Genomic DNA, 24,250 nt, shown 5'->3' on the forward strand with positions numbered 1-24,250 from the left:
CCACCTACCTGACACAGAGAGAAGTTGAGGAGAATCGTGGCCGAGACCACTGCTGAGACCCCCGTCGAGGGCGTCGAGGAGTACACGACCGAGACCCCCGAGGCGCCGGAGGAGTTCACCTCCGAGTCCCTCGCATCCCGCTTCGGCGACCCGCAGCCGGCTGCCGGCACCGGCCGCCGCAAGAACGCCGTCGCCCGCGTCCGCATCGTCCCGGGCAGCGGCCGCTGGAAGATCAACGGCCGGACCCTCGAGGGCTACTTCCCGAACAAGGTGCACCAGCAGGAAGTCAACGAGCCCTTCAAGGTGCTCGAGCTGGACGACCGCTACGACGTCGTCGCCCGCATCAACGGCGGCGGCATCTCGGGCCAGGCGGGCGCGCTGCGCCTCGGTGTGGCCCGTGCGCTGAACGAGGCGGACACGGACAACAACCGTGGTCCGCTGAAGAAGGCCGGCTTCCTCACCCGTGACGCTCGCGCCGTCGAGCGGAAGAAGGCCGGTCTGAAGAAGGCCCGTAAGGGCACGCAGTACAGCAAGCGCTGAGGCGCGGCACTGGCTGCATTGCTCACCGCAGCTGTGCGACCGCCCCGGGGGTACGAAACCGTGCCCCCGGGGCGTTCGTCTATGAGGAGGACGCGCGGTCCGGCTGCGGGGTGCGTGAGCGCGCCGTGGTGCGGGGAAGCGCTGTGGACGGGCGCGCGGCGGATACCTTGCACAGACCGGACGGGCCCGGTGCCTCCGGAAACGGACGGCGGCGGGCGGTCCGTGCGCAGCGGCCGGCGCCGGCCCGGTGAGCACTTGATGAAGCTCGCACTCGGGTCGGGCTCCCGCCCCCCGGCCTGGTGCTCGTACTCGACTCGGACTCGGAGGAACCACAAGTGGGACGACTCTTCGGTACGGACGGCGTGCGCGGTGTCGCCAACGAAGGCCTGACGGCCGAGCTCGCGCTCGGTCTGTCCGTCTCGGCGGCACATGTGCTCGCCGAAGTGGGCTCGTTCGAGGGACACCGGCCGGTGGCCGTGGTCGGACGGGACCCGCGTGCCTCCGGAGAGTTCCTGGAGGCGGCAGTGGTGGCGGGCCTCGCCAGCGCCGGGGTCGACGTCCTGCGGGTGGGTGTGCTGCCGACTCCCGCGGTCGCGTACCTGACGGGGTCGCTCGGCGCGGATCTCGGCGTGATGCTCTCCGCCAGTCACAATCCGATGCCGGACAACGGCATCAAGTTCTTCGCGCAGGGCGGGCACAAGCTCGCCGACGAGCTGGAGGACCGCATCGAGTCGCTGTACCGGGAGCACGGCGCCGGCCAGTCCTGGGCCAGGCCGACGGGCTCCGGAGTGGGCAGGGTCCGCGACTACGACGAGGGCTTCGACAACTACGTGGCGCACCTCGTGGGCGTACTGCCGAACCGGCTGGACGGCCTGAAGGTCGTCATCGACGGTGCGCACGGTGCGGCTTCGCGCGTCTCCCCGGAGGCGTTCGCCCGCGCGGGCGCCGAGGTGATCACCCTCGGTACCGACCCCGACGGGCTGAACATCAACGACGGCTGCGGCTCGACCCACATGCAGGGGCTGCGGGCGGCCGTCGTGGAGCACGAGGCCGATTTCGGCGTCGCGCACGACGGGGACGCGGACCGCTGCCTGGCCGTGGACGGCCAGGGCGAGGAGATCGACGGCGACCAGATCCTGGCCGTGCTGGCCCTCGCGATGAAGGACGCGGGGCGGCTCCGCAAGGACACCGTGGTGGCCACCGTCATGTCGAATCTCGGTTTCAAGCTGGCCATGGCGCGCGAAGGCATCGAGGTGCTCCAGACGGCCGTCGGCGACCGCTACGTGCTGGAGGAGATGAAGCGCGGCGGGTACGCGCTGGGCGGTGAGCAGTCCGGGCACGTCATCGCGCTCGACCACGCGACCACCGGTGACGGCACGCTGACCGGGCTGATGCTCGCCGCTCGCGTCGCCGACACGGGCAAGCCGCTGGCGGAGCTGGCCGACGTGATGGAGCGGCTGCCGCAGGTCCTCATCAACGTGCGGGACGTCGACAAGAGCCGGGTGGACACCTCCGCCGAGCTGGCCGCCGCCGTCAGCGACGCGGAGAGGGAACTGGGCCGCACGGGCAGGGTCCTGCTGCGCTCCTCGGGCACCGAGCCGCTCGTACGGGTGATGGTGGAGGCCGCCGACAAGGAACAGGCCGATTCGGTGGCCGGGCGGCTGGCGGACGTGGTCAAGAGCTCGCTCGGCTGAGCCGGGGAGCCGGCGGGCCGGCTCCCGCTCGGAGCTTGCGGAGGGAGACCCGCCGCACCGTGTGGCCGCGGCCCTTGTGGGCTGGAGGGTGGCTGCCGCGGGTGGGAGCGACGTTCTGCCGCCGTGTGAACTCCCGTACGACTCGGGGAAGCCCTGATCGACGTACGGCTTCGTGTTCACGGGCCCGTTCTGCGGGTGCTGCCGGATCGCAACCGGCCGTGAAAACGGTATGCACGGACGGTGTACGGACCGTGGGGTTTGCCGCTACGTTTCCCCGCATGTCACACCGCATCGGCCGCATGAGCCTCAAGTACCGCATACGAAGACGTCCCGGCCTTACCGAGCCGGTGTCGAAGAGGGACTTCGCAGCGCGCATACAGAGCGACCTGGCGCTCGAGGACCTCCCGGACGAGGACTTCGGCGAGGACCTGACGGAGACCCTGGACATGTACGTCGTGGGCAGCAAACCGCGCTGTGAGGAAGCGGAGTACCTGGAGCTGATGGAGGACGCCATAGAGCGGATAGCGCGCGGTCACTGACGGCAGCACGGAGTCGCTCGGCTCTGTGGAGCGGGCGTCGGGCCGTCCGCGTGGTGTCGTCGCGTGTCCGGGCGCCGAATAGGCTGCTCGCATGTGCGGAATCGTTGCGTACGCAGGAGGGCGCTCCGCCCTCGATGTGATCCTCTCCGGGCTGCGGCGGCTGGAACATCTCGGCTACGACTCCGCCGGTGCCGCCGTACTCGTGGACGGCGGACTGGCGGCGGCGAAGAAGGCAGGCACGTTCGCCGATCTCCAGGCGGAGTTGACGGAACGTCCGCTTCCGGCCGGAACCACGGGCATCGGGCACATCAGGCGCGCCACGCACGGCCCGCCGGTCGACGCGAACGCACATCCGCACCTGGACAACTCCGGGCGGGTCGCAGTCGTGCAGAACGGCGTCATCGACAACTGTGCCGGGCTGCGGGAGGAGTTGGCCCGCCGCGGTCACGAACTCGCCTCCGCGACGGACACCGAGGCCGCTGCCCATCTGCTCGCCGAGCACTTCTCCTCCTGCGGCGACCTCGCCGAGGCGATGCGCCAGGTCTGCCGCCGGCTGGTGGGCGACTTCGCGCTGGTCGCGGTGCACGCGGACGAGCCGGAGGTGGTCGTGGGGGCGTCCCGGGGTCTGCCGCTGACGGCCGGACTCGGGGAGGGGGAGTTGTTCCTGGCGTCCGACGACGCCGTGTTCGCGCCGTACGCCCGTGAGGCTGCGGCTGTGGGCGACGACCAGGTCGTGGTGCTGCACCGGGACGGGGTGCGGATCACAGACTTCGAGGGGGTGCCGGTGGACGTGCGCACGTACCGGGTGGACAGTGACCTCGGCGCGGACGGCGCCGGCGGAAGCGGGGCCGCAGCGGACAGGGACACAGGCGGGGACGCCGTGCGGGAGACGTCGGGCGGGAGTCCGCGTTGATCGTCGGGGTGGGCATCGACGTCGCCGAGATCGAACGGTTCGGCCAGGCCCTGAAGCGGACACCGATACTCGCCGAACGGCTCTTCGTGCAGGCCGAGTTGTGGCTGCCCACCGGTGAACGCAGGGGCGTGGCCTCCCTCGCCGCGCGCTTCGCCGCGAAGGAGGCCCTGGCGAAAGCACTCGGTGCACCCGGCGGGATGAGCTGGACAGACGCGGAAGTGGTCGTCGCGGACTCGGGGCAGCCCTCGCTCCAGGTGCGCGGCACCGTCGCGGCTCAGGCCGAACTCCTGGGCGTGCGCGGATGGCATCTGTCCCTGTCGCACGACGCGGGGATCGCCTCCGCCGTGGTCATCGCGGAGGGGTGAGGCTCCGCGCCGTCGGTCAGACTGGGGGCATGAGGACTGCTTACAGCGTGGAGACCGTACGGGCCGCTGAGCGGGAGCTGATGGAGCGGCTGCCCGACGGGGTGCTGATGCAGCGGGCGGCCGCCGGTCTGGCCGCCGCCTGTGCGGGCATGCTGGGGCGTACGTACGGCAGCCGTGTCGTGCTCCTCGTCGGCAGCGGCGACAACGGCGGTGACGCCCTCCATGCCGGGGCCCGGCTCGCGCGGCGCGGGGCGGGGGTGAGCGCCGTACTGCTCTCGCCGGAGCGGGTCCACGAGGGCGGCCTGGCCGCGTTGCGGGCGGCCGGCGGGCGGGTGCTCGTGGCGCCGGGCGCCGTGGTCGAGGGGGAGTCCGTCCCGGTGGAGCCGGTGATCGCCCGGGCGGATCTCGTGGTGGACGGCATCGTGGGCATCGGCGGCAAAGGCGGACTGCGGCCGGTGGCCGTGGAGTTGATGGACGCCGTGCGCGCGCCGGTCGTGAGCGTGGACCTGCCGAGCGGCGTCGACGCCGACACGGGCGAGGTGCAGGGCGTGGCCGTACGGGCGGACGCGACGGTCACTTTCGGCGCGTACAAGCCGGGGCTGCTCGCCGATCCCGCACGGGAGCACGCGGGGGCGCTGCGGCTCGTGGACATCGGCCTGGGCCCGCACCTTCCGGAGACCCCGGCGGCCGAAGCGCTGCAGCACGCGGAGGTCGCGGCGCTGCTGCCGCGCCCGGGTGCGGACAGCGACAAGTACCGGCGGGGCGTCGTCGGGGTGGTCGCCGGTTCGGCGCGGTATCCGGGTGCGGCCGTGCTCGCCGTGTCGGGTGCGCTGCGCGGGGGTGCCGGAGCGGTGCGGTACGTGGGGCCGGCGGGGGACGCGGTGATCGCCCGCCATCCGGAGGCGCTGGTCTCGGCCGGGCCGCCGAGCAAGGCGGGGCGCGTGCAGGCGTGGGCCGTCGGGTCCGGGCTGGGGGAGGACAAGGAGCGGCTGGAGGACGTACTGGCGGCGGACGTGCCGGTGCTGATCGACGCCGACGGCCTGCGCCTGGCGGACGAGGCGGCACTGCGCGCGCGTACGGCCCCCACCGTGCTGACCCCGCACGCGGGGGAGGCGGCGGCGCTGCTCGGCTGGGAGCGCGGGGACGTCGAGGCGCGGCGGCTGGCGGCCGCACGGGAGCTGGCCGGGCGTACGGGGGCGACGGTCCTGCTGAAGGGGTCGACGACGGTCGTGGCGGAGGGCCGCGGCTCTGCCGGCGGGCCGGGCGGCGGCCCTGACGGTGGCGGGGGCGCTCCGGTGCGGATCAACCCGACGGGCACCGGATGGCTGGCCACGGCCGGGACCGGTGACGTGCTCTCCGGGCTGATCGGCGCACTGCTCGCCGCGGGGCTGGACGGCCGCGACGCCGCGTCGGTCGGCGCCTATGTGCACGGGATGGCGGGACGGTTCGCGCCCCGGCCGGCCGGGGCGTCGGACGTCGCGGAGGCGCTGAACGCGGCATGGCGGGATCTTCTGGCGGGCTGAGGGCGGCGCTGACGGCGGGCCGACCCCCAGGCCCCCAGGCCCCCTGACCGCTGTCCGACTGCCGGAACCGCCGGACGGCTGGGACCGCCGGACTGCCGGGACCGCGAGCCCAGTTGCTCGCCCCCGCCCGGTACCGCCCGGCTGGTTCAGTCGTCCAGCAGGCGCTTCTCGAAGAAATGGTCCGCGTACGGACCGTCGTGGTACGGCGCGATCTCCGCGTATCCCAGGCGGGCGTACAGGCGCCGCGCCTCCGTGAGGTCGTGCCGGGTGTCGAGCCGCACGGCCGAGGCGCCCAGCCTGACGGCCGCCTGCTCGGCCTCCGCCACGAGCGCGCTTCCCAGCCCCCGTCCCCGGGCGCAGGGGGCGGTCCAGACGCGCGTCAGCTCCGCGATCTTGGCGTCCATCAGCCGCACCCCGGCACAGCCGACGACGGCCCCCTCGCTGTCACGGGCGAGCAGGAAGGTGCCGTGCGGCGGCGCCAGACCGTCACCGGGAGCGTCCGCGGCGGCGGCCTCCACCTCGCTGTCCGTCGCGGGGCGTCCGTGGTAGCGGGACACGATGTCCGCGAGGTATGCACGGAACACGGCGACGGCAGCGGGACCGCCCACGGGCGTGGGCACGATCGTCCAGGTCATGCCTGTCATTCTCCGCACCACCGCAAGCGGATTTCGCCGTATGTGCGGGGAACTGCCGCTCTGGTCCGCCTGAGACACTGACAGCGTGAACGATCAGTTTCAGCCCCCGGCTTCCCCGGCGCCGCCCGGATCGGCGGCGTGCCGTGCCCGTGCCGAGATCGACCTGGAAGCCGTCCGCGCCAACGTACGGACGCTCCGCGCCTGCGCACCGCGCGCGGAGTTGATGGCAGTGGTGAAGGCGGACGGGTACGGGCACGGGGCCGTGCCGTGCGCCCGCGCGGCGAGGGAAGCGGGCGCCACCTGGCTGGGCACCGCCACGCCCCAGGAAGCCCTCGCCCTGCGCGAGGCCGGGGACCGCGGGCGTCTGCTGAGCTGGCTGTGGACGCCGGGCGGGCCGTGGCGGGAGGCCGTGGACGCCGATATCGACGTCTCCGCGAGCGGCCTGTGGGCGCTGGACGAGATCGTCGCGGCCGCCCGGGCGACCGGACGCGCAGCCCGGGTGCACCTCAAGGTCGACACGGGGCTGGGCCGGAGCGGGAGCCAGCCCGCCGACTGGCCGGACCTGGTCGCAGCCGCACGTGCCGCCGAGGCCGAGGGCGCGGTCCAGGTGACGGGCGTCTGGTCGCACTTCGCCTGCGCCGACGAGCCGGGGCACCCGGCCAACGCGGCGCAGCTCGAAGCCTTCCGCGAGGCGCTCGCCGTCGCGGAACGGGCGGGCCTCGACCCCGAAGTGCGACATCACGCCAACTCTCCCGCGACGCTCACCCTCCCCGAGTCGCACTTCGACCTCGTGCGGCCGGGCGTCTCCCTCTACGGGCTCTCCCCGTCCCCGCAGGTGGGCGTCGCCGCCGAGCTGGGGCTGCGTCCCGCGATGACGCTCACCGCCGCGCTGGCGCTGGTGAAGGACGTACCGGGCGGGCACGGCGTCAGCTACGGGTACAGCTACCGCACTCCGGGACCGACGACCCTCGGCCTGGTGCCGCTCGGATACGCGGACGGCGTTCCCCGGCACGCCTCCAACACGGCTCCGGTCCTGGCTGCGGGCAAGTGGCGCACGATCGCGGGGCGCGTCGCCATGGACCAGTTCGTGGTGGACCTCGGTGGCGACACGGCGTCGGCAGGTGACGAGGTGGTGCTCTTCGGACCGGGCGACCGGGGCGAGCCCACCGCCGAGGACTGGGCGCGCGCCGCAGGCACCATCTCGTACGAGATCGTTACGCGCATCAGCACCCGGGTATCCCGGACGTATACGAACGTGCGCGCGAGTACGGGGGGTCGGAGCAGATGAGCGCGAGTACGGAGGCGGAAGAGATCGCGGACGCCGCGGCCAGAGCCGTCGCGGCGATCAGCGCGGCCGGTGACGTCGGTCCGCCGGCCGCAGTGAACGCCGTCGAGGCCGTGTCGGGCGGAAGCGCGGCGGGCTGGGGGCGCCGCGCCGGAGTGGCGGGTGCGACCCTGGGCCTGGTCGCCGCGGGTGTCGCCTTCGAGAGGATGACGGTCAACCGGGCCGTGCGTCGTAAGGCGCGGCTGGCGCTGGACGCCGCGGGCCCCTACGGCGCGCTGCGGGGCACGGCGGGGACGGCCCACGCGGAGGACGGCACCGAGCTGTACTTCGAGACGGACGAGGTCGCCGACTACGAGGGCGCCACCGCGGACTCCGCGGCCTCCGCGGGCGACGGGGTGGGCGGTCCGACCGTGGAACCCGTACGGATCGAGACCGGGGCGGACGGGGGCGCGCGGCAGGGCGGTCCCCAGCGCAACCGGCTCCTGCGGCTGCTGGGGCGGCGTTTCGGGGCCCGGCACGTCTCCGGCACGGAGCCGGCGCAGGACGACGGCTCGCCTGCCGCTGCCGGTGGCCCGGGCGCTGCCGACGAGCGACCGCCCACAGTCGTCTTCACCCATGGCTACTGCCTGAGCCAGGACGTCTGGCACTTCCAGCGGGCCGCGCTGCGCGGCGCCGTCCGCGCCGTCTACTGGGACCAGCGCAGTCACGGCCGCTCCGGCCGCGCCCCCGTCGGCCGCCCGGTCACCATCGACGAGCTCGGCAGGGACCTCAGAGCCGTGCTCGACGAGGCCGCCCCCGAAGGCCCCCTCGTCCTCGTCGGACACTCCATGGGCGGCATGACGGTGATGGCGCTCGCCGACCAGTACCCGGACTTCGTCGCCGAGCGCGTGACCGGAGTCGCGTTCATCGGCACCAGCGCGGGCGGGCTGAGCGAGGTGTCGTACGGACTGCCCCTGCCGGCAGTGGGAGTGAAGGCCGTCAGACGTGCGGTGCCCGGTGTGCTCAAGGCGCTGGTCTCGCAGACCGCGCTGGTCGAGCGGGGCCGGCGTGCGGCTGCCGACCTCCTCGCCGGCCTGGTCAAGCGCTACTCCTTCGGCAGCGGACACGACGTCGACCCGGGGGTGGCGCGCTTCGCGGAACGACTGATCGAGTCCGTGCCGATCGACGTGGTCGCCGAGTTCTACCCGGCTTTCGAGGCGCACGAGAAGAAGGAGGCGCTCGCAGCCTTCGACGGGCGCCCCTCGCTCGTACTGGCGGGCGAGGCGGACCTGCTCACGCCCTACGGGCACAGCGAAGCCATCGCGGCCGCCCTCCCCTCGTCCCGGCTGCGGATCCTCGGCGACACCGGGCACCTGTCGATGCTGGAGCGCCCGCACGTCGTCAACGAGGCGCTGGCGCAGCTGATCGCCCGCGCGCTGACGTACGAGCGGCGGCGGGGGCGCACGGGTCGCTGAGCAGCGCGGGCCGTTGTGCACGAGCCGGAGACCCCCGTGGGGGTCCGTCCCGGCGCGGGCCGACGCGACGCGGCGTCCACGCTGCCGCGCGTACCATCCGGACGCATGGAAGCACCACACTCCCCGGCGGAGACCCGGCCTTCGGCGGCCGGAGCATTCGCAGTACAGCAGACGACCGACGTCCCGACCCCCGAGCGGATGCGGGAACTGGGCCTGCGCATCGCCGCACTGCTGCGCCCCGGCGACCTCGTCCTGCTGACGGGAGAGCTCGGCGCGGGCAAGACCACGCTCGCCCGCGGGCTCGGTGAAGGGCTCGGCGTGCGGGGCTCCGTGACCTCTCCGACGTTCGTCATCGCACGCGTGCACCCTTCGCTGGGCGACGGGCCGCCTCTGGTGCACGTCGACGCCTACCGGCTGGGCGGCAGCGGACTGGAGGGGATGGACGACCTGGACCTGGACGTCTCGCTCCCCGAATCGGTCGTGGTCGTGGAGTGGGGCGAGGGCCGGGTCGAGGAGCTCTCCGAGGGCCGGCTCCACGTCGTCATCGGGAGAGCGGCGGGAGGCGACGGTACGGGCGACGCGGCCGGGGCGGATCCGGCGGACGCGGCGGCGGCCGACGGCGTACGGACCGTGACGGTGACCGGGATCGGCGAGCGCTGGGTCGGTGAGGACCTGGCCGTCCTGGGGTGACGGCACGCCACGGTGCGGGGTGGACGAGGCTCGCACGGGGGCGGCTCCGGGGGCGGCTCCCTTTCCGTGACGGACGCGGAGCAGGCCCCGACGACGTCCCGACATGGTGTCGGCAAGATGTTGCGTGCGCGAAGGCAGGCGTGGTCAGATGGGGTGTGCAGTGGGGGTTAGGTCTGCCTCACTAACCTCAACCACCCGCCCCCCAGCCTTCGGGAGGGACCATGTCGGCCGAAGAGCGAGAGCAGGAGCGCGGCGCGCCGCCGGCCCCGTCGGCGGCCGGGGTGTCGATGCGCACGCTGCTGGCCTCCTGCGCCGCCGCCGACGCGGTCTCGAAACCGCCGTCCGACGCGGTTTCGAAACCGCCGTCCGACGGCGACGAATCCGCGGGCCCGTCCGGCAGTACGTCCGGAGCGGCGGGCGCGGTCGGCGAGTCCGGGACCGGCTCCCGGGGAGCAGGGTCGCGGCGGCAGCCGACGCGCGACGCGGCCTGAACCGCGGACAGTTCACCGGGAATCACCGGGAACCGTCCCGGCCGCAGCCGCAGCACTATCGGACGACGACGACCTTCGTGCCGATCGTGGCGAAGAGCCACATGGCCTCGCCGTCCTCGCGGCGCTCGCGGATGCCGCCGGTGGTCTGCCCCGGCTCCGGGTCCGGCAGCGAGCCGTCGAGTGCGGCGCTGAACCCTATGGTCGTGCCCTGGCTCGTCGCGAAACGCACCACGTTCTCGACAGGGACTCCGTCGGAGCCGGTCACGTGCGACGCGCGGGACTCGACCTTGTACGCGCCGGGGTCCGGATCGACCGAGCTGGGCTTCACCCCGAAGGTGCGCTTCACCCTCTCGTTCGCGCCGACCAGCCACACCCGGTCGCGCTTCAGGGAGTAGACGACGCGTTCGCCGGTGCCGGAGGCCGCGGGCGGTGCGCCCTGCTGCGCGCCGCCGTCGGAGCCCTTCGAAGGTGAACGGGAGGAATCCTCGGAGGACTTCGCCGAGTCGGCCTTCATGCGGTCGTGCGCGGCGTCCGCCTGGTAGGCGAAGAATCCGATGACGGCGAAGGCTGCCGCCGTCAGACCGGCCACGACCGCTCCCGCGCTGCTGCCCCGTGCCACCGTGTGACGCCGCCTCTCCGATGTCCGCCTCTGCCCCGGGCGCCCGACGCGCCCCGCCCGCCCGCGCCCGGCCTGCGGGCGTCCCACCTGCGGGCGTCCCCGCCTGCGCTGGGGACGACCGTAGCAGTCGGCACTCGGAGCCCGCGCCGAGCGCCGTCCGTCACCCCGGCACGGGCCCCGGCATCCGCCGGTGGAAGCCGGAGCGAAGGCCACCGCTGTGCGACGCACCGCCCGATCCCGTCCGGCGGGTCTCTCCGCCGGGGCCCGCCGAGTCACCCGAAAGCGTCGCGCAGGGGTCCCCGGAGCAAGCTGCCCGGCATCCGCCGTAGGCTGGTTTCCGTGCTGCTGCTCGCTCTTGACACCGCCACGCCCGCCGTCACCGTCGCGTTGTACGACACGGACGGGGACCGCGTGCTCGCCGCCGCCGACCAGATCGACGCGCGCCGCCACGGCGAGCTGCTGCTGCCCACCGTCGACCGGGTGCTGCGGGACGCCGGCTGCACCCTGCACGACGTGGGGCGCATCGTCGTCGGCGTCGGCCCCGGCCCCTACACGGGCCTGCGCGTCGGCCTCGCGACTGCCGAGGCGTTCGGTGCGGCCTTGGGCATCCCGGTGCTGGGACTGTGCACGCTGGACGGCATCGCGTACGCCTCGGGTCTCGACGTCCCCTTCGTCGTGGCGACGGACGCCCGGCGCAAGGAGGTCTACTGGGCGCGGTACGCCGACGCCCGTACGCGGACCGGCGACGCGGCGGTCGACCGTCCCGCCGAACTCCCCGACGAGGTGCTGCGGATGCCCGCTGTCGGTGCGGGCGCGCGGCTGTACGAGGAGACGTTCAAGGGTCTCCGCACGGACCTGCCTCTCGACCAGTCGGCTGCGGCGCTCGCGTGCCTCGCCGCCGAGAAGCTGGCCGAGGGGGAGGAGTTCCTGCCGCCCCGGCCGCTCTACCTGCGCCGCCCCGACGCCCGAGTCCCCGCCAACTACAAGGTGGTCACGCCGAGGTGACCGGGGCAGGTGCCGGCGCGGGTGCGGGCGTCGAGCTCCGTGAGATGCGCTGGTGGGACATCGAAGGCGTCCTCGCGCTCGAAAGGGATCTCTTCCCGGAGGACGCCTGGTCCGCCGGTCTGTTCTGGTCCGAACTGGCGCACGCCCGCGGCCCGGACGCCACCCGGCGCTACCTCGTCGCCGAGACGCGGACCGCGCAGGGCCCGGCCCTCGTCGGATACGGCGGCCTCGCCGCGGTCGGCGGAACCGGCGACATCCAGACCATCGGGGTGCTGCCGTCCCACCGCGGTACGGGCCTCGGCGCCCGCCTGCTGCGTGCCCTGCTCGCCGCCGCCGGCGACCGCGACTGCCACGAGGTCCTGCTGGAGGTCCGCGTGGACAACGCTCCGGCCCAGCGCCTCTATGAACGCTTCGGCTTCACACCCATAGGCGTACGCCGCGGCTACTACCAGCCCGGTGACGTCGACGCCCTGGTGATGCGTCTGGACCTCTCCGACACCACCCCGAACCTCTCCCAAGGAACCAGGAGCCATGGCTGACGAACCACTCGTCCTCGGAATCGAGACCTCGTGCGACGAGACCGGCGTCGGCATCGTCCGCGGCCACACCCTGCTCGCCGACGCCGTCGCCTCCAGCGTGGACGAGCACGCCCGCTTCGGCGGTGTGGTGCCCGAGGTCGCCAGCCGCGCACACCTGGAGGCGATGGTCCCCACCATCGAGCGGGCCCTGCGCGAGGCCCGGGTCTCCGCCTCCGACCTCGACGGCATCGCTGTGACGGCCGGTCCCGGACTGGCCGGCGCCCTGCTCGTGGGCGTCAGCGCGGCGAAAGCGTACGCGTACGCCCTGGGCAAGCCCCTCTACGGCGTGAACCACCTGGCCTCGCACATCTGCGTCGACCAGCTCGAACACGGCGCGCTGCCGGAGCCGACCATGGCGCTGCTCGTCTCCGGGGGGCACTCGTCGCTGCTGCTCGCGCCCGACATCACGGCTGACGTGCGCCCCCTCGGCTCGACCATCGACGACGCGGCGGGCGAGGCCTTCGACAAGGTGGCCCGTGTGCTCGACCTCGGCTTCCCCGGCGGCCCGGTCATCGACAGGTACGCCCGCGAGGGCGATCCCGAGGCCATCGCCTTCCCGCGCGGTCTGACCGGACCCCGGGACGCTCCCTACGACTTCTCCTTCTCCGGCCTGAAGACGGCTGTCGCCCGCTGGATCGAGGCCAAGCGCAACGCGGGCGAGGAGGTGCCCGTACGGGACGTGAGCGCGTCCTTCCAGGAGGCGGTCACCGACGTGCTCACCCGCAAGGCCGTCCGCGCCTGCAAGGACGAAGGCGTCGACCACCTGATGATCGGCGGCGGCGTCGCCGCCAACTCCCGGCTGCGCTCCATGGCTGAGGAACGCTGCGCCGACGCCGGCATCACCCTGCGGGTGCCGCGGCCCAAGCTGTGCACGGACAACGGTGCGATGGTCGCCGCCCTCGGTGCGGAGATGGTGGCCCGCCGCCGTGCCGCTTCCGACTGGGACCTTCCCGCCGACTCGTCCCTGCCCGTCACGGAACCGCACCTGCCGGGCAGCGGCACCCCCGGCGGCGGACGGCACGGGCAGGACCACGCCCCCTCGGAGGGCCAATCGCACAGTCACACCCACGACCACACCCACGACCACGACCACGTGCACGAACTCAGCCGGAAGAACCTCTACTCATGACGGTCGCACTGATGTGGGAGGCGAAGGCCGCGGAAGGCCGCGAAAGCGACCTCCTGGAGTGGGCGTGCGCCGGCGGACTCGAGCGGGAGCCGCTGCGCCGTGAGAACTTCACGGCGCCGGGCGGACGCGTACTGGTCATCACCTGGTGGTCGGCCGACTTCTCGGCGCCCCTCCCCGAACTCCCGGATCCACCGGAGGAGTTGACGGCCCGTCCCGTGCACCGCTGGCGCTTCGAGCGGGTCTGAGCGGGGCGGACCGCCGCGCGGACGGGGGTTCCCGGGGGCCGCCACAGCCGGTCAGGGCCCCCGGTCCGGTCGCCGTATATCGTCCTGTCAGCAGCAGGCAACGGGGACAGCGGCACAGCGGGGGTGCGGGTTGACCGGCGGACAGGAGACCACAGGCAGACGCGGCCGCGGACCGTTCCGTGCGGGCCCGGGTACCGCTCCGCTGCTGATGCTGCTGGTGTTCCTCGCAGCCTTCGCGGCGGCACCCGGCGTCCACGCGGCACCCGGCGTCCACGCGGCACCCGGCGTCCACGCGGCACCCCGCGACCACACCGGAGCCGCGCCCGCCGGCTCCAGCCGGGCCGCCTACCTGGCCGATCGGCTCCGCGAGAACCCCGTCCACGTCTCCGACCAAGTGCCGCGCTCGGTCCCGCGTTCCGCCGCTCCGCGTTTCGCTGAACAGGCCGCCCGAACCGGCGTACGCACCTACGTCCTCCTTCTGCCGAGCTCGGCCGTCGGCGCCGGCGGTGAGGCGCTGCTCGCCGCCGTGCACGACCGTCTCGGACGCGACGGCCTGTACGTGCTGCTCGACGAGACCGGCATCCGCGTCCACGCCATGAACTTCGGTGTGGACTCTCCCGCGGAGAACGCCTCCCGCGCGACGCTCTACGAACTGCCCGGTGACGCGGGCCCGTTGCGGGCGTTCACCCACTTCGTGGACGTGCTCCGCGCAGGCGATCGCGAAGCGGCCCGGCGCGCCGAGGCCGCCGCCGAGAAGTACCAGGACAGCGACCCGCCGGACCTCTACATCTCGCTGACCGACCGGGAGAACCAGAGCTCCCTGGCGGGACTTCTCCTCGTCGGCGTGCCGCTGCTGATCCTGCTGCTCGGACTGCTACTGCGGCGCCTGGCCGGCGCGCAGTGGGCGCGTCTGCGGTACACGGCATCCTTGGCCGCCGCCGCGGCGGTCGTCGTCGCGGCCGCGATTCCGCAGATCTTCGACGAGACGCGCAGCAGCGGCGACCCGCCGCCCACCGCGGCCGACATGGAGGCCCGTACCGGGAGAGTCGTCGAAGGGCTGCGCGACGAACCCGTCTACACCGACCCGGAGTCGCCTTCCGGCCTCGACCCCGGACAGCGCCGCGCGCTGAACGAGAGCATCGGCAAGCTCGACGTGCCGGTGCGGATCGCCGTCGTACCGATGGGCAGCGACGACGAATCGGGCGGCGACAGCGACCTGTTCGCCGGCGCCCTGCACCGCGCCCTGCGCGAGGACGCCGTCTACGTCGTCGCCCGTCCCGACGGAAGCTTCATCTCCGTCGTCAACTACGGCGCCAGGCTGGACGACGAGCAGCTCTACGACTACACGGAGGAGATCCGCTACGGCCGCGACGGCGATCTGGAACGCACCTCCCCCGATCTGTACGGGCAGTTGAAGGCTCTGACCGCCCGGATCGAGGACGTACCGTCCGGACCGCCCGGCAAGCCGTACCTCGATCCGCTCCCCGCCGAGGACCCGGTCGAGGAGGACGCCCTGCCTCCGGTCTACTCCGGAGTCCTCTGGGGCACTGCGGTGTCGGCCGCCCTCGGCGGCGCGGTCGTGACGGGCGCGGCTGCCGCCCTGCTCACGGGCGTACGGCGCCGGCGGGCACGGCTGGAGGGGCGGAACGGGCTCCGCCCGACGGGAGGCGGCCGTGCGGCGCTCGTCCCCGAGGTCCCCGATGCGCCGGCCCGGCCGGGCGCCGGCTGGCTCCGCAGGTCGGCCCGCCGCGAACTCGACCGGCTGAACGCCGAGTTCACCCGCCGGGCCGACGGCTCCCCGGCCCCCTCCCGGGCCCGGGCATGGAAGTGCCTCGACGCCGCGACGCTCCTGCTCGACCAGGAGGGCGACGGCCGCGTGGACGCGGAAGCAGACGAACCGACGCTCGCCACGGCCATCGTGCTGCTGCGCGCCGGACACACCGCGCTGACGGGGGAGAGCGCGGCAGGCGGCGCCCGCGCCGACGCAGCCCGGCTCTGCTCGCTCAACCCCTTGCACGGAGCTGCGGCCGGGTCCGGCAAGTTCAAGCGAGAAGGCATGGACAGAGCCCGCTCCCAGCCCGTCTGCTCCTCCTGCCGCCGGGCGCTGACCGCACCGGACTCGAGAGAGACAGCGCCGCACGCGCGCCTGCTGCGCCTCCGCGGGGACCGCTCCGGCCCGTACGTCCCCTACGACCGGCTCCCGGGCCCGCTCGCCGCCTCGGGGCCCGCCGGCATCACCACGGATCACCTCGTCGACAACGTCCTGGAGCATCTCGGTGTCCACTGAGCCCGCCCGTACGCCCGCCCGCCGCGTGCCCTGCGCACTGGCGGCGACCGCGCTCGCACTCCTCGCGCTCGGCTGCCTCACGGCCCCGGCCCGGGCGGCGCCCCCCAGTCCCGGCGAGAAGATCGCGGACGCCCTGCGCGAATCCCCGGTCTACGTCGACCCCGCGTACGAGCAGGCCGTGCCGCCCGACCGGCAGCGGCGTCTCGTCCACCAGATCGAGCGCACGGGGCTGCCCCTGTACGTGGTGCTCGTCCCGCTGGTGGAGGGCGACCCCTGGGGCGGCGAGTCCAAGCAGCTGACGGAGGTCGTGCACGACCGCATGGGCGGTGGCGCGAACAAGGAGTACGTCTTCATCACGACCAGCGAAACGGGCAGCACGTGGCTCGACGGCCGCGAATGGCCGGGTGAGAAGCACCAGGCGCGGGAGGCTGCCTCCGTGGTCGGCTTCGAGGACGAGATGAAGGAGAAGAGCCTGGGCGCCAGGGTCGCCCGCGCCGTGGAGATCGTGGAGTCGGGAGACGGACGCGAACTGTACGAGGAGGCCACCGCGGACCTCGGCGGGGAAGGGGCCGCGACGGGCGGCGGCAGCGGGGAGCGTGGGGAGGAAGAGGGCGGCCGGGGTCCGGGTCTCCTGCCCCTGCTCCTCGTCCCGGCCGGGCTGGCCCTCGTCGGCGGGGGAGCGTTCTTCGTCGTACGGCGCCGCCGGAGTGCCGCTCCGACGCCGTTCTCCTCCCCGAACTCGGTCTTCGCCTCCGCGCGTGCGGCCGACGAACGCGGGCTGCGCCGCCGTGCCCATGATGAAGTGGTCGCCTTCGGCGAGGAGTTGAGCGAGGCGGAGGCCGACGGCGGTACGGCGGCCGGGTCCGCCGCGGCCCTGCAGGGCGCTCTGGACGCCTACGCCGCGGCCGGCACCGTCCTCGATGCCGCGCGTGGCATTCCGGATCTGGCGGGTGCGCTCGCCCTCGTCTCCGAGGGTCGGGACAGCCTCCGCGCCGCCCGTGCGCCCGCCGGCCGGCCGGCCAGGAAGGCGCTGAAGCTCACCGCGAAGCAGAAGCCGCAGCCCGCGCTCCCCCTCTGCTTCTTCCACCCCCTGCACGGCCGGGCCGCCCGCCGCATCCGCTGGCGTCCGCTCGGACGCCGCGAGTCGCTGCTGGTCGCCGCCTGCGAGGAGTGCTGCACAGCGGTACGCACGCACCGGGCGCCCGAAGTGCTCACCGACCGCCGAGAGGGGCGCGACGTCCCGTACTTCGAGGTGCCGGCGGACAACAGCCTCTGGGCCGCGACGGGTTACGGCTCACTCGGCGAGGAGACACTGACCGAACGTGTCATCCGCGGGGACTTCTCGCGGACAGCGAAGAGTTAGCCGCCACGCCGACGCCTACCCCGCCACGCCGCCACGCCGGCAGAGCGTCAGCGCGGCCGCGGCAAGTCAGCCCACGGGAGCCCGAGTTCCCAGCGGGTGCCCGAGCAGCATCGTGGGTGCGCCCGCCACGCGCGTGAGGAAGACGGTGCACGAGCCCGGCCCCTCCAGCCTGAGCTTCTTGCGCAGTTCGGACGGTTCCACAGCGGAGCCGCGCTTCTTGATGGTGGCGACGCCGACGCCCCGGTCACGCAGCAGCGCCCGGAGCCGCTTCAAGTTGAACGGCAGGACATCGGTGATCCCGTACCCGGTCGCGTACGGCGTGACGTGGGCCTCGTCGCTGGTGACGTAGGCGATCGTCGGGTCGATGAGGCGGCCTCCGAGCTGTTCGGCCACCTCTGCCACCAGATGCGCGCGGACGACCGCGCCGTCGGGCTCGTAGAGGTACCTGCCCACCGGTCCCGCCGGCGGATCGGGCAGGCCACGGGAGGGAAGGGTGTGCGGGCCGGGCAGCAGTGTCGCTCGTACGGGTGGGATCTCCGTCCCACTGCCCGTAGGTGCTCCCGTTCCCTCCCCGAACCAGAGCACCGCCTCCTTCACCTCGCCTCCCATCGAGATCCACTCCGCTCCGGCGTCGTGCGGGACCGCCTCGTGCGGGATGCCGGGTGCCACCTTCAGCGCGGCGCGCGAGACCCGCCGGGCCACCTCCACCGCCCACGACAGCGGAGGGGAGTAGGCCTCGGGATCGAAGATGCGCCCCCTGCCGCCCCGGCGTGCGGGGTCGACGAAGACGGCGTCGTAGCCGGAGACATCGGCGTCGCCCACGTCCTGGCAGCGGACCTCGATGCGGTCGGCGAGGCCCAGCGCGGCGGCGTTCGCCCGTGCCACGTCGCACGTCAGCGGATCGCGGTCCACGGCGAGCACGCGCACGCCGGCGCGGGCCAGGGCGATGGCGTCACCGCCGATTCCGCAGCACAGGTCGGCGAGTTCACGCACGCCCGGCTCCGCACCCCCGCCGGCGAAACGCGCGGCCCTGTACGCCGCGACACCGGCCCGTGTCGACTGTTCGAGACCGTCGGGGGTGAAGTACATGCGTGCCGCGTCCTGTGCGCCGAACTTCGCCACGGCCCGCTGCCGCAGCCGGGCCTGGGCGAGCGCGGCCGAGACGAGCTCCGGCGGGTGAGCGCGTCGGAGCCGGGTCGCGGCGGCCAGTTCGTCCTCCGGCCGGTAGTCCTTCAACGCCGCGAGCAGCGCCTGTCCTTCGTCGCCCTGCAGCGCGGCGAACGCCTCCCGATCCACCCGCTCATTCTCCCTTCCCGCCACCCTTCCGTGAGCAGTGGGGACGGTCTCCCGGCGCCACGCGGCTCGCGGGCACCTGGCACTCTGGTTGACGGAGTGCTAACCGCGGCATAATGTCGGCGTTGGCACTCTCCCTTGGTGAGTGCCAGCTACAAGCGACGGGAAGATCCGGCACCCGCGACGACGGATCGACCACACTCGCCACCCCAGACATAAGACCCCGTGATGAGATCTCCGAAGGGGGAGGTCGGATCGTGACGACCGCCAGCAAGGTTGCCATCAAGCCGCTTGAGGACCGCATTGTGGTCCAGCCGCTCGACGCTGAAGAGACCACGGCCTCGGGCCTGGTCATTCCGGACACCGCCAAGGAGAAGCCCCAGGAGGGCACGGTCCTGGCTGTCGGCCCGGGCCGTTTCGAGAATGGCGACCGCCTGCCGCTCGACGTGAACGTCGGCGACATCGTGCTCTACAGCAAGTACGGCGGCACTGAGGTGAAGTACAGCGGCGAGGAGTACCTCGTCCTCTCGGCTCGCGACGTTCTCGCGATCGTCGAGAAGTAAGTCACCGAAGCCGGAAGACACTTCTGATCCGCGCCCCGGTCCCTCCCGCATCACCACGAGATGTACCGGGGGTCCGGGGCGCGGTTCGTTCGAGAGGACTCAACAGCTCCCATGGCGAAGATTCTTAAGTTCGACGAGGACGCCCGCCGCGCCCTCGAGCGTGGTGTGAACGCCCTCGCCGACACAGTCAAGGTCACCATCGGCCCCAAGGGCCGCAACGTCGTCATCGACAAGAAGTTCGGCGCCCCGACCATCACCAACGACGGCGTCACCATCGCCCGTGAGGTCGAGGTCGAGGACGGCTACGAGAACCTCGGCGCGCAGCTGGTGAAGGAGGTGGCGACCAAGACCAACGACATCGCTGGTGACGGCACCACCACCGCCACCGTGCTCGCCCAGGCACTGGTCCGCGAGGGTCTGCGCAACGTGGCGGCCGGCGCTTCCCCCGCCGCCCTGAAGAAGGGCATCGACGCCGCGGTCAAGGCCGTCTCCGACGACCTGGTCGCCAACGCCCGCCCGATCGACTCCAAGGAGGACATCGCCTCCGTCGCGGCTCTGTCCGCCCAGGACAAGCAGGTCGGCGAGCTGATCGCCGAGGCGATGGACAAGGTCGGCAAGGACGGCGTCATCACCGTCGAGGAGTCCCAGACCTTCGGCCTGGAGCTCGACTTCACCGAGGGCATGGCCTTCGACAAGGGCTACCTCTCGCCGTACATGGTCAGTGACCAGGAGCGTATGGAGGCCGTCCTCGACGACCCGTACATCCTGATCCACCAGGGCAAGATCAGCTCCATCCAGGACCTGCTGCCGCTGCTGGAGAAGATCATGCAGGCCGGCAGCTCGAAGCCGCTGCTGATCATCGCCGAGGACGTCGAGGGCGAGGCGCTCTCCACCCTCGTCGTGAACAAGATCCGCGGCACCTTCAACGCCGTCGCCGTGAAGGCGCCCGGCTTCGGTGACCGCCGCAAGGCGATGCTCGGCGACATGGCGACGCTGACCGGCGCCACCGTGATCGCCGAAGAGGTCGGCCTCAAGCTCGACCAGGCCGGTCTCGACGTGCTGGGCTCGGCCCGCCGCGTCACCGTCACCAAGGACGACACGACGATCGTCGACGGTGCCGGCAAGAGCGAGGACGTCCAGGGCCGCGTCGCCCAGATCAAGAGCGAGATCGAGGCCACGGACTCGGACTGGGACCGCGAGAAGCTGCAGGAGCGCCTGGCCAAGCTGGCCGGCGGCGTCTGCGTCATCCGCGTCGGTGCCGCGACCGAGGTCGAGCTGAAGGAGAAGAAGCACCGTCTGGAGGACGCCATCTCCGCGACCCGCGCCGCGGTCGAGGAGGGCATCGTCGCAGGTGGTGGCGCCAGCCTCGTGCACTCCGCGAAGGTGCTGGACGGCTCGCTCGGCAAGGTGGACGACGAGGCCACCGGTGTCGCCGTCGTGCGTCGTGCGGTGGTCGAGCCGCTGCGCTGGATCGCCGAGAACGCCGGTCTCGAGGGTTACGTCATCACCTCGAAGGTGGCCGACCTGGAGAAGCACCAGGGCTTCAACGCGGCGACCGGCGAGTACGGCGACCTGATCAAGGCCGGCGTCATCGACCCGGTCAAGGTCACCCGCTCGGCGCTGGAGAACGCCGCCTCGATCGCGTCGCTGCTGCTGACGACCGAGACGCTCGTCATCGAGAAGCCGGCCGACGAGGAAGAGTCCGCGGGCCACGGTCACGGCCACGGTCACGCGCACTGACGCACGCCAGTTCAGCTCCCGCAGGGAGCCGAGAGGCCCGGCACCCCGGGGAACCGGGGCCGCCGGGCCTCTCCGCGTACGCCCCACGTGACTCCCGTGCACGCCGAAGCGTGTGCCTGCCGGCCGTCGGGCTATCGCGCCGTCCGGCTCAGCGCGACGCGGCTCAGCGCGGTCCGTAGCGGCGGCCCGTGCTGGAGGACGCGCGGGCGAGCAGGCCGCGGGGCAGCAGGTTCGCCGCTCCCATGAGCGCCTTGTACCGGGCGTCGGGGATGGAGAGGGTGCGGCCGCGGGCCAGATCCTTCACGGCTGCGTCGACGACCTTGTCGGCGTCCAGCCACATCCACCCCGGGACGCTGCCCGCGTCCATTCCGGCCCGCTGGTGGAACTCCGTACGTACGAAGCCGGGGCACAGCGCCATCAGCCGCACACCCGAACCGGCCAGATCCTTCGCGACCCCCTGCGTGAACTGCACCACCCACGCCTTGCTCGCGCCGTACGTCCCGCGCGGCACGAAGGCCGCCACCGACGCGACGTTCACCACGCCGCCCCGCCCCCGGGCCCGCATGCTCCCGGCTGCCGCCGAGGTCAGCCGCAGCACCGCCTCGCAGTGGACCTTGAGCATCGTCAGCTCGTCCTCGACGGGGACGTTCAGGAAGGTGTCCTTGTTGCCGAACCCCGCGTTGTTGACGAGCAGGTCCACGGGACGGTCCTGGTCGGCGAGCCGCTCCTCGACCGCCGAGATGCCCCCCTCGGTCGAGAGGTCGGCCACCGTCACCGACGCCTCGACGCCGTACCGGTCGTGCAGCGCGGCCGCCTCTTCCCGCAGACGTTCCCCGTTGCGCGCGACCAGTACGAGGTCGTGGCCGTCGCGTGCGAGGCGCCGGGCGAACGCGGCGCCGAGCCCGGCGGTCGCCCCAGTGATCAACGCAGTCGTCATGCAGGCACGTTAGCCGTCGCTCAGCGCGCCGTCCGCCGCAGGGCCTTCCGCCGCGCCTCCGGGTGGAGCGCGTCGCCCGCGGCCGGCAGCCGGGGCAGCAGCTCCGGTTCGAGGGTGAGGGCGCGGAAGAGGAAGGCCACCGTCACTTCGTGGTCGGGACGGTGCACCACGCTGATCTCGTCGCCCGCGCCCATCCGCCCCGGCTCGATCACCCGCAGGTACGCCCCCGGCGCGGCCCTCTCCGTGAAGCGCTTCACCCAGCCGCGTTCCTCGAGCCGGCCCGCGAACGTACGGCACGGGATGCGCGGCGAGGTCACCTCCACCACTACTTCGGAGCCGATGCGCCAGCGCTCCCCGACGAGGGCGCCGTTGACGTCGAGGCCACGCGTGGTGAGGTTCTCGCCGAAGGAGCCGTTGGTGAACTCGCGGCCCAGTTCGGCTCCCCAGCCGTCCAGGTCCTCACGCGCGAAGGCGTACAGAGCCTGGTCGCTGCCGCCGTGGTGACGGAGATCGCCGATGGTGTCGGCCGCGATGGCGCTGCCTCCGACGCCTTTGGGGCCCGGTTCGCTCACCTCCACCCGCCCGTCGACGGGACGTTTGTCGATCCCGGTGACGCCTCCCGGCGCATCGGTGTACGGGACGGTGTGCGGCCTTGCGACGTTGACCGACAGAAGCTCCATGGCGCTCACGCTACGGGAGCCGGTGCACCGCCCACGAGGGGTTCGAGCCATAGCCGGAAGGGGACCGCTGCTGCAATCGGGGGACGTGGAGCGAGTTGCCGGGGCAGACGGTGGAAGGAACTGACCGAGCGGAAGGACGGCGAGAGGAAGGGGCGGGTGACCGGACGGTCCGTCCGGTCCGGTGGCTGCGAGCCTACGGGCGAGAGGCGAGGTCCAAACGTTTCTGCTCAGGTCCGGTCCGGCACGGCCACGAGCCGGCTCCGGGCCCTGCCCATCAGCTCCTCCCGTTCGTCCTCGGTCAGACCGCCCCACACTCCGTACGGCTCGCGCACCGCCAGCGCGTGAGCCGCGCACTCCGAACGGACAGGGCATCGCATGCAGACCTCCTTGGCGGAAGCCTCACGCGCGCTGCGGGCCGCGCCCCGCTCTCCCTCGGGGTGGAAGAAGAGTGAACTGTCGACGCCGCGGCAGGCGGCCAGGAGCTGCCAGTCCCACAGATCGGCGTTGGGGCCGGGGAGGCGGGAGAAGTCTGCCATTGCGCTTCCTCTCGACGGCGTACTTGAGGCTCGCTCCATCCATTCATAGACAAATATGACTCATTGCGAACCTAGCCGAAAGAAAGCAGCAAGCAGATCTAAGTAGTGCTAAATAGGTCAAAAGGTAAAAGACGCCACTCGGGGAAACACTTCAGCGCGATGCGGGTGAACTGTGTACGACTGATCACGTAGAGTGCTGATGGCGGTGGCCGAAGCCCGTAACTCTTTTGGGTGACCGTCGTTGAGTGTGCGGAGAGGCGGTTGGCGGAGCTGGACTCAGGTACTGATGTCCGAGACCGTCGATCGCACAGGTGACGATTCGTAACAGCCTGGAGGCTCAAGGTGACGCGCATCAGCTGCGGAGGGCGGTCATGACATCCGTCCTCGTCTGTGACGATTCCCCGCTTGCCCGGGAGGCGCTCCGCCGCGCGGTCGCGACCGTGCCCGGTGTCGAGCGCGTGACGACGGCGGCCAACGGCGAGGAAGTCCTCCGCCGCTGGGGCGCCGACCGGTCCGACCTCATCCTCATGGACGTGCGCATGCCCGGCCTTGGCGGAGTCGAGACCGTCCGGCGGCTGCTGTCCGCCGACCCCGGCGCCCGCATCATCATGCTGACGGTGGCCGAGGACCTCGACGGGGTGGCGCTGGCCGTGGCGGCAGGTGCCCGCGGGTACCTGCACAAGGACGCCTCCCGCGCCGAGTTGCGGGCCACGGTCACCCAGGCACTGGCGGACCCGACCTGGCGGCTGGCGCCGCGGCGGCTGCGTTCGGCGGAGATGGGTGCCGCGCCCACGCTCACCGCGCGTGAGATCCAGGTGCTGGAAGGCATGAGCCACGGCCGTTCCAATGCGGAGATCGGCCGTGAGCTGTTCCTCTCGGAGGACACGGTCAAGACCCACGCCCGCCGGCTGTTCAAGAAGCTCGGCGCCTCGGACCGCGCTCACGCCGTGGCCCTCGGGTTCCGCTGGGGACTCGTTCGATAACTCACGTCCGCCAACTGCCCGCCCGTCCCCGCCTGGGAGAACTCCGCGCCGCCCGAGGCATCGGGTGGCCTCAGGGGGAGGGCGGGGCGGCGTATGCGGTTCGGTAATCTCGCGCGTGCCGCATGCTTGGAGTATGGAGTTCCTCGGGACCGACGGGTCAGGC

At 72.7% G+C, this 24,250-nt stretch carries 24 protein-coding genes and 1 pseudogene; 19 read left to right on the forward strand and 6 right to left on the reverse strand.

From position 1 onward, the window contains the following. The first annotated feature begins 36 nt into the window (after positions 1 to 36). From rpsI to ACFPA8_RS00645, 6 genes and pseudogenes are all read left to right on the forward strand, one after another. Positions 37 to 540: a 30S ribosomal protein S9 gene (gene rpsI, locus ACFPA8_RS00620; RefSeq protein ID WP_386440561.1), complete on the forward strand. Its 504-nt coding sequence runs from the start codon at positions 37 to 39 to the stop codon at positions 538 to 540. A gap of 335 nt (positions 541 to 875) precedes the next feature. Further along, the gene (gene glmM / locus ACFPA8_RS00625; protein ID WP_386440563.1) at positions 876 to 2,234 is read left to right on the forward strand and encodes a phosphoglucosamine mutase; all 1,359 of its coding nucleotides are present in this window, start codon (positions 876 to 878) and stop codon (positions 2,232 to 2,234) included. A 278-nt stretch (positions 2,235 to 2,512) separates the two neighbouring features. Next, positions 2,513 to 2,773 (forward strand): hypothetical protein, encoded by a 261-nt coding sequence (locus ACFPA8_RS00630; protein WP_386440566.1) that lies wholly within the window; start codon positions 2,513 to 2,515, stop codon positions 2,771 to 2,773. A gap of 91 nt (positions 2,774 to 2,864) precedes the next feature. After that, a pseudogene (locus ACFPA8_RS00635) lies at positions 2,865 to 3,614 on the forward strand (glutamine--fructose-6-phosphate aminotransferase); the annotation flags it as partial. A gap of 68 nt (positions 3,615 to 3,682) precedes the next feature. Beyond that, positions 3,683 to 4,051, forward strand: coding sequence for a holo-ACP synthase (locus tag ACFPA8_RS00640; RefSeq protein WP_386440568.1), 369 nt, complete (start codon positions 3,683 to 3,685; stop codon positions 4,049 to 4,051). 29 nt (positions 4,052 to 4,080) lie between these two features. Continuing rightward, positions 4,081 to 5,574, forward strand: coding sequence for an NAD(P)H-hydrate dehydratase (locus tag ACFPA8_RS00645; RefSeq protein WP_386440571.1), 1,494 nt, complete (start codon positions 4,081 to 4,083; stop codon positions 5,572 to 5,574). 146 nt (positions 5,575 to 5,720) lie between these two features. Here ACFPA8_RS00645 and ACFPA8_RS00650 read toward each other — a convergent pair whose 3' ends face one another. Beyond that, positions 5,721 to 6,209, reverse strand: coding sequence for a GNAT family N-acetyltransferase (locus ACFPA8_RS00650; RefSeq protein ID WP_386440574.1), 489 nt, complete (start codon positions 6,207 to 6,209; stop codon positions 5,721 to 5,723). Positions 6,210 to 6,294: 85 nt separating this feature from the next. On the opposite strand from ACFPA8_RS00650, the gene alr reads away from it, so the two are divergent. The 4 genes from alr to ACFPA8_RS00670 all read left to right on the forward strand — a co-directional run bounded on the left by alr (position 6,295) and on the right by ACFPA8_RS00670 (position 10,129). Beyond that, complete coding sequence (alr, locus tag ACFPA8_RS00655) at positions 6,295 to 7,497, forward strand: alanine racemase (protein WP_386440577.1); 1,203 nt, start codon at positions 6,295 to 6,297, stop codon at positions 7,495 to 7,497. Beyond that, complete coding sequence (locus ACFPA8_RS00660; protein ID WP_386440580.1) at positions 7,494 to 8,948, forward strand: alpha/beta fold hydrolase; 1,455 nt, start codon at positions 7,494 to 7,496, stop codon at positions 8,946 to 8,948. Before alr ends, ACFPA8_RS00660 begins: the two co-directional genes overlap by 4 nt. A 105-nt stretch (positions 8,949 to 9,053) precedes the next feature. After that, positions 9,054 to 9,638, forward strand: a complete 585-nt coding sequence (gene tsaE / locus ACFPA8_RS00665) for a tRNA (adenosine(37)-N6)-threonylcarbamoyltransferase complex ATPase subunit type 1 TsaE (RefSeq protein WP_386440582.1) — start codon at positions 9,054 to 9,056, stop codon at positions 9,636 to 9,638. Between the two features lie 221 nt (positions 9,639 to 9,859). Further along, positions 9,860 to 10,129 carry a hypothetical protein gene (locus tag ACFPA8_RS00670; RefSeq protein ID WP_386440585.1) on the forward strand — a complete coding sequence of 90 codons (270 nt, stop codon included), beginning with the start codon at positions 9,860 to 9,862 and terminating at the stop codon, positions 10,127 to 10,129. 55 nt (positions 10,130 to 10,184) lie between these two features. Here ACFPA8_RS00670 and ACFPA8_RS00675 read toward each other — a convergent pair whose 3' ends face one another. Further along, entirely contained in the window at positions 10,185 to 10,748 is a 564-nt protein-coding gene (locus ACFPA8_RS00675; protein ID WP_386440587.1) for a hypothetical protein, read from the reverse strand. A gap of 339 nt (positions 10,749 to 11,087) precedes the next feature. Between ACFPA8_RS00675 and tsaB the strand changes: the two genes are divergently transcribed. The 6 genes from tsaB to ACFPA8_RS00705 all read left to right on the forward strand — a co-directional run bounded on the left by tsaB (position 11,088) and on the right by ACFPA8_RS00705 (position 17,355). Next, the gene (gene tsaB / locus ACFPA8_RS00680; protein ID WP_386440590.1) at positions 11,088 to 11,753 is read left to right on the forward strand and encodes a tRNA (adenosine(37)-N6)-threonylcarbamoyltransferase complex dimerization subunit type 1 TsaB; all 666 of its coding nucleotides are present in this window, start codon (positions 11,088 to 11,090) and stop codon (positions 11,751 to 11,753) included. Beyond that, positions 11,750 to 12,292, forward strand: coding sequence for a ribosomal protein S18-alanine N-acetyltransferase (gene rimI / locus ACFPA8_RS00685; RefSeq protein ID WP_386440592.1), 543 nt, complete (start codon positions 11,750 to 11,752; stop codon positions 12,290 to 12,292). The genes tsaB and rimI overlap by 4 nt, the downstream gene beginning before the upstream one ends. Then, complete coding sequence (tsaD, locus tag ACFPA8_RS00690) at positions 12,285 to 13,460, forward strand: tRNA (adenosine(37)-N6)-threonylcarbamoyltransferase complex transferase subunit TsaD (protein WP_386440594.1); 1,176 nt, start codon at positions 12,285 to 12,287, stop codon at positions 13,458 to 13,460. Before rimI ends, tsaD begins: the two co-directional genes overlap by 8 nt. Next, entirely contained in the window at positions 13,457 to 13,705 is a 249-nt protein-coding gene (locus tag ACFPA8_RS00695) for a hypothetical protein (protein ID WP_386440597.1), read from the forward strand. The genes tsaD and ACFPA8_RS00695 overlap by 4 nt, the downstream gene beginning before the upstream one ends. 130 nt (positions 13,706 to 13,835) lie before the next feature. Continuing rightward, positions 13,836 to 15,992 carry a hypothetical protein gene (locus tag ACFPA8_RS00700; RefSeq protein WP_386440599.1) on the forward strand — a complete coding sequence of 719 codons (2,157 nt, stop codon included), beginning with the start codon at positions 13,836 to 13,838 and terminating at the stop codon, positions 15,990 to 15,992. Then, the gene (locus ACFPA8_RS00705) at positions 15,982 to 17,355 is read left to right on the forward strand and encodes a hypothetical protein (RefSeq protein WP_386440601.1); all 1,374 of its coding nucleotides are present in this window, start codon (positions 15,982 to 15,984) and stop codon (positions 17,353 to 17,355) included. The genes ACFPA8_RS00700 and ACFPA8_RS00705 overlap by 11 nt, the downstream gene beginning before the upstream one ends. Before the next feature lie 66 nt (positions 17,356 to 17,421). Here ACFPA8_RS00705 and ACFPA8_RS00710 read toward each other — a convergent pair whose 3' ends face one another. Continuing rightward, positions 17,422 to 18,651 (reverse strand): THUMP-like domain-containing protein, encoded by a 1,230-nt coding sequence (locus ACFPA8_RS00710; protein ID WP_386440604.1) that lies wholly within the window; start codon positions 18,649 to 18,651, stop codon positions 17,422 to 17,424. A 251-nt stretch (positions 18,652 to 18,902) separates the two neighbouring features. Between ACFPA8_RS00710 and groES the strand changes: the two genes are divergently transcribed. Beyond that, positions 18,903 to 19,211 carry a co-chaperone GroES gene (gene groES, locus ACFPA8_RS00715; RefSeq protein ID WP_028431119.1) on the forward strand — a complete coding sequence of 103 codons (309 nt, stop codon included), beginning with the start codon at positions 18,903 to 18,905 and terminating at the stop codon, positions 19,209 to 19,211. 111 nt (positions 19,212 to 19,322) lie between these two features. Next, entirely contained in the window at positions 19,323 to 20,951 is a 1,629-nt protein-coding gene (groL, locus tag ACFPA8_RS00720; protein WP_386440607.1) for a chaperonin GroEL, read from the forward strand. Between the two features lie 163 nt (positions 20,952 to 21,114). Here the strand turns inward: groL and ACFPA8_RS00725 are convergent, their stop codons facing one another. The 3 genes from ACFPA8_RS00725 to ACFPA8_RS00735 form a co-directional block, all read right to left on the reverse strand. Further along, a complete protein-coding gene (locus tag ACFPA8_RS00725) occupies positions 21,115 to 21,888 on the reverse strand; it encodes an SDR family NAD(P)-dependent oxidoreductase (RefSeq protein ID WP_386440609.1) in 774 nt (257 codons plus the stop codon). A gap of 20 nt (positions 21,889 to 21,908) precedes the next feature. After that, complete coding sequence (locus ACFPA8_RS00730; RefSeq protein ID WP_386440612.1) at positions 21,909 to 22,568, reverse strand: MOSC domain-containing protein; 660 nt, start codon at positions 22,566 to 22,568, stop codon at positions 21,909 to 21,911. A gap of 227 nt (positions 22,569 to 22,795) precedes the next feature. Continuing rightward, entirely contained in the window at positions 22,796 to 23,104 is a 309-nt protein-coding gene (locus ACFPA8_RS00735; RefSeq protein ID WP_386440615.1) for a WhiB family transcriptional regulator, read from the reverse strand. Between the two features lie 371 nt (positions 23,105 to 23,475). Between ACFPA8_RS00735 and ACFPA8_RS00740 the strand changes: the two genes are divergently transcribed. After that, entirely contained in the window at positions 23,476 to 24,087 is a 612-nt protein-coding gene (locus ACFPA8_RS00740) for a response regulator transcription factor (protein ID WP_003948568.1), read from the forward strand. Positions 24,088 to 24,250: the final 163 nt, after the last annotated feature.

It is taken from the genome of Streptomyces ovatisporus (assembly GCF_042653885.1).
Classification (GTDB): Bacteria; Actinomycetota; Actinomycetes; order Streptomycetales; family Streptomycetaceae; genus Streptomyces; species Streptomyces ovatisporus.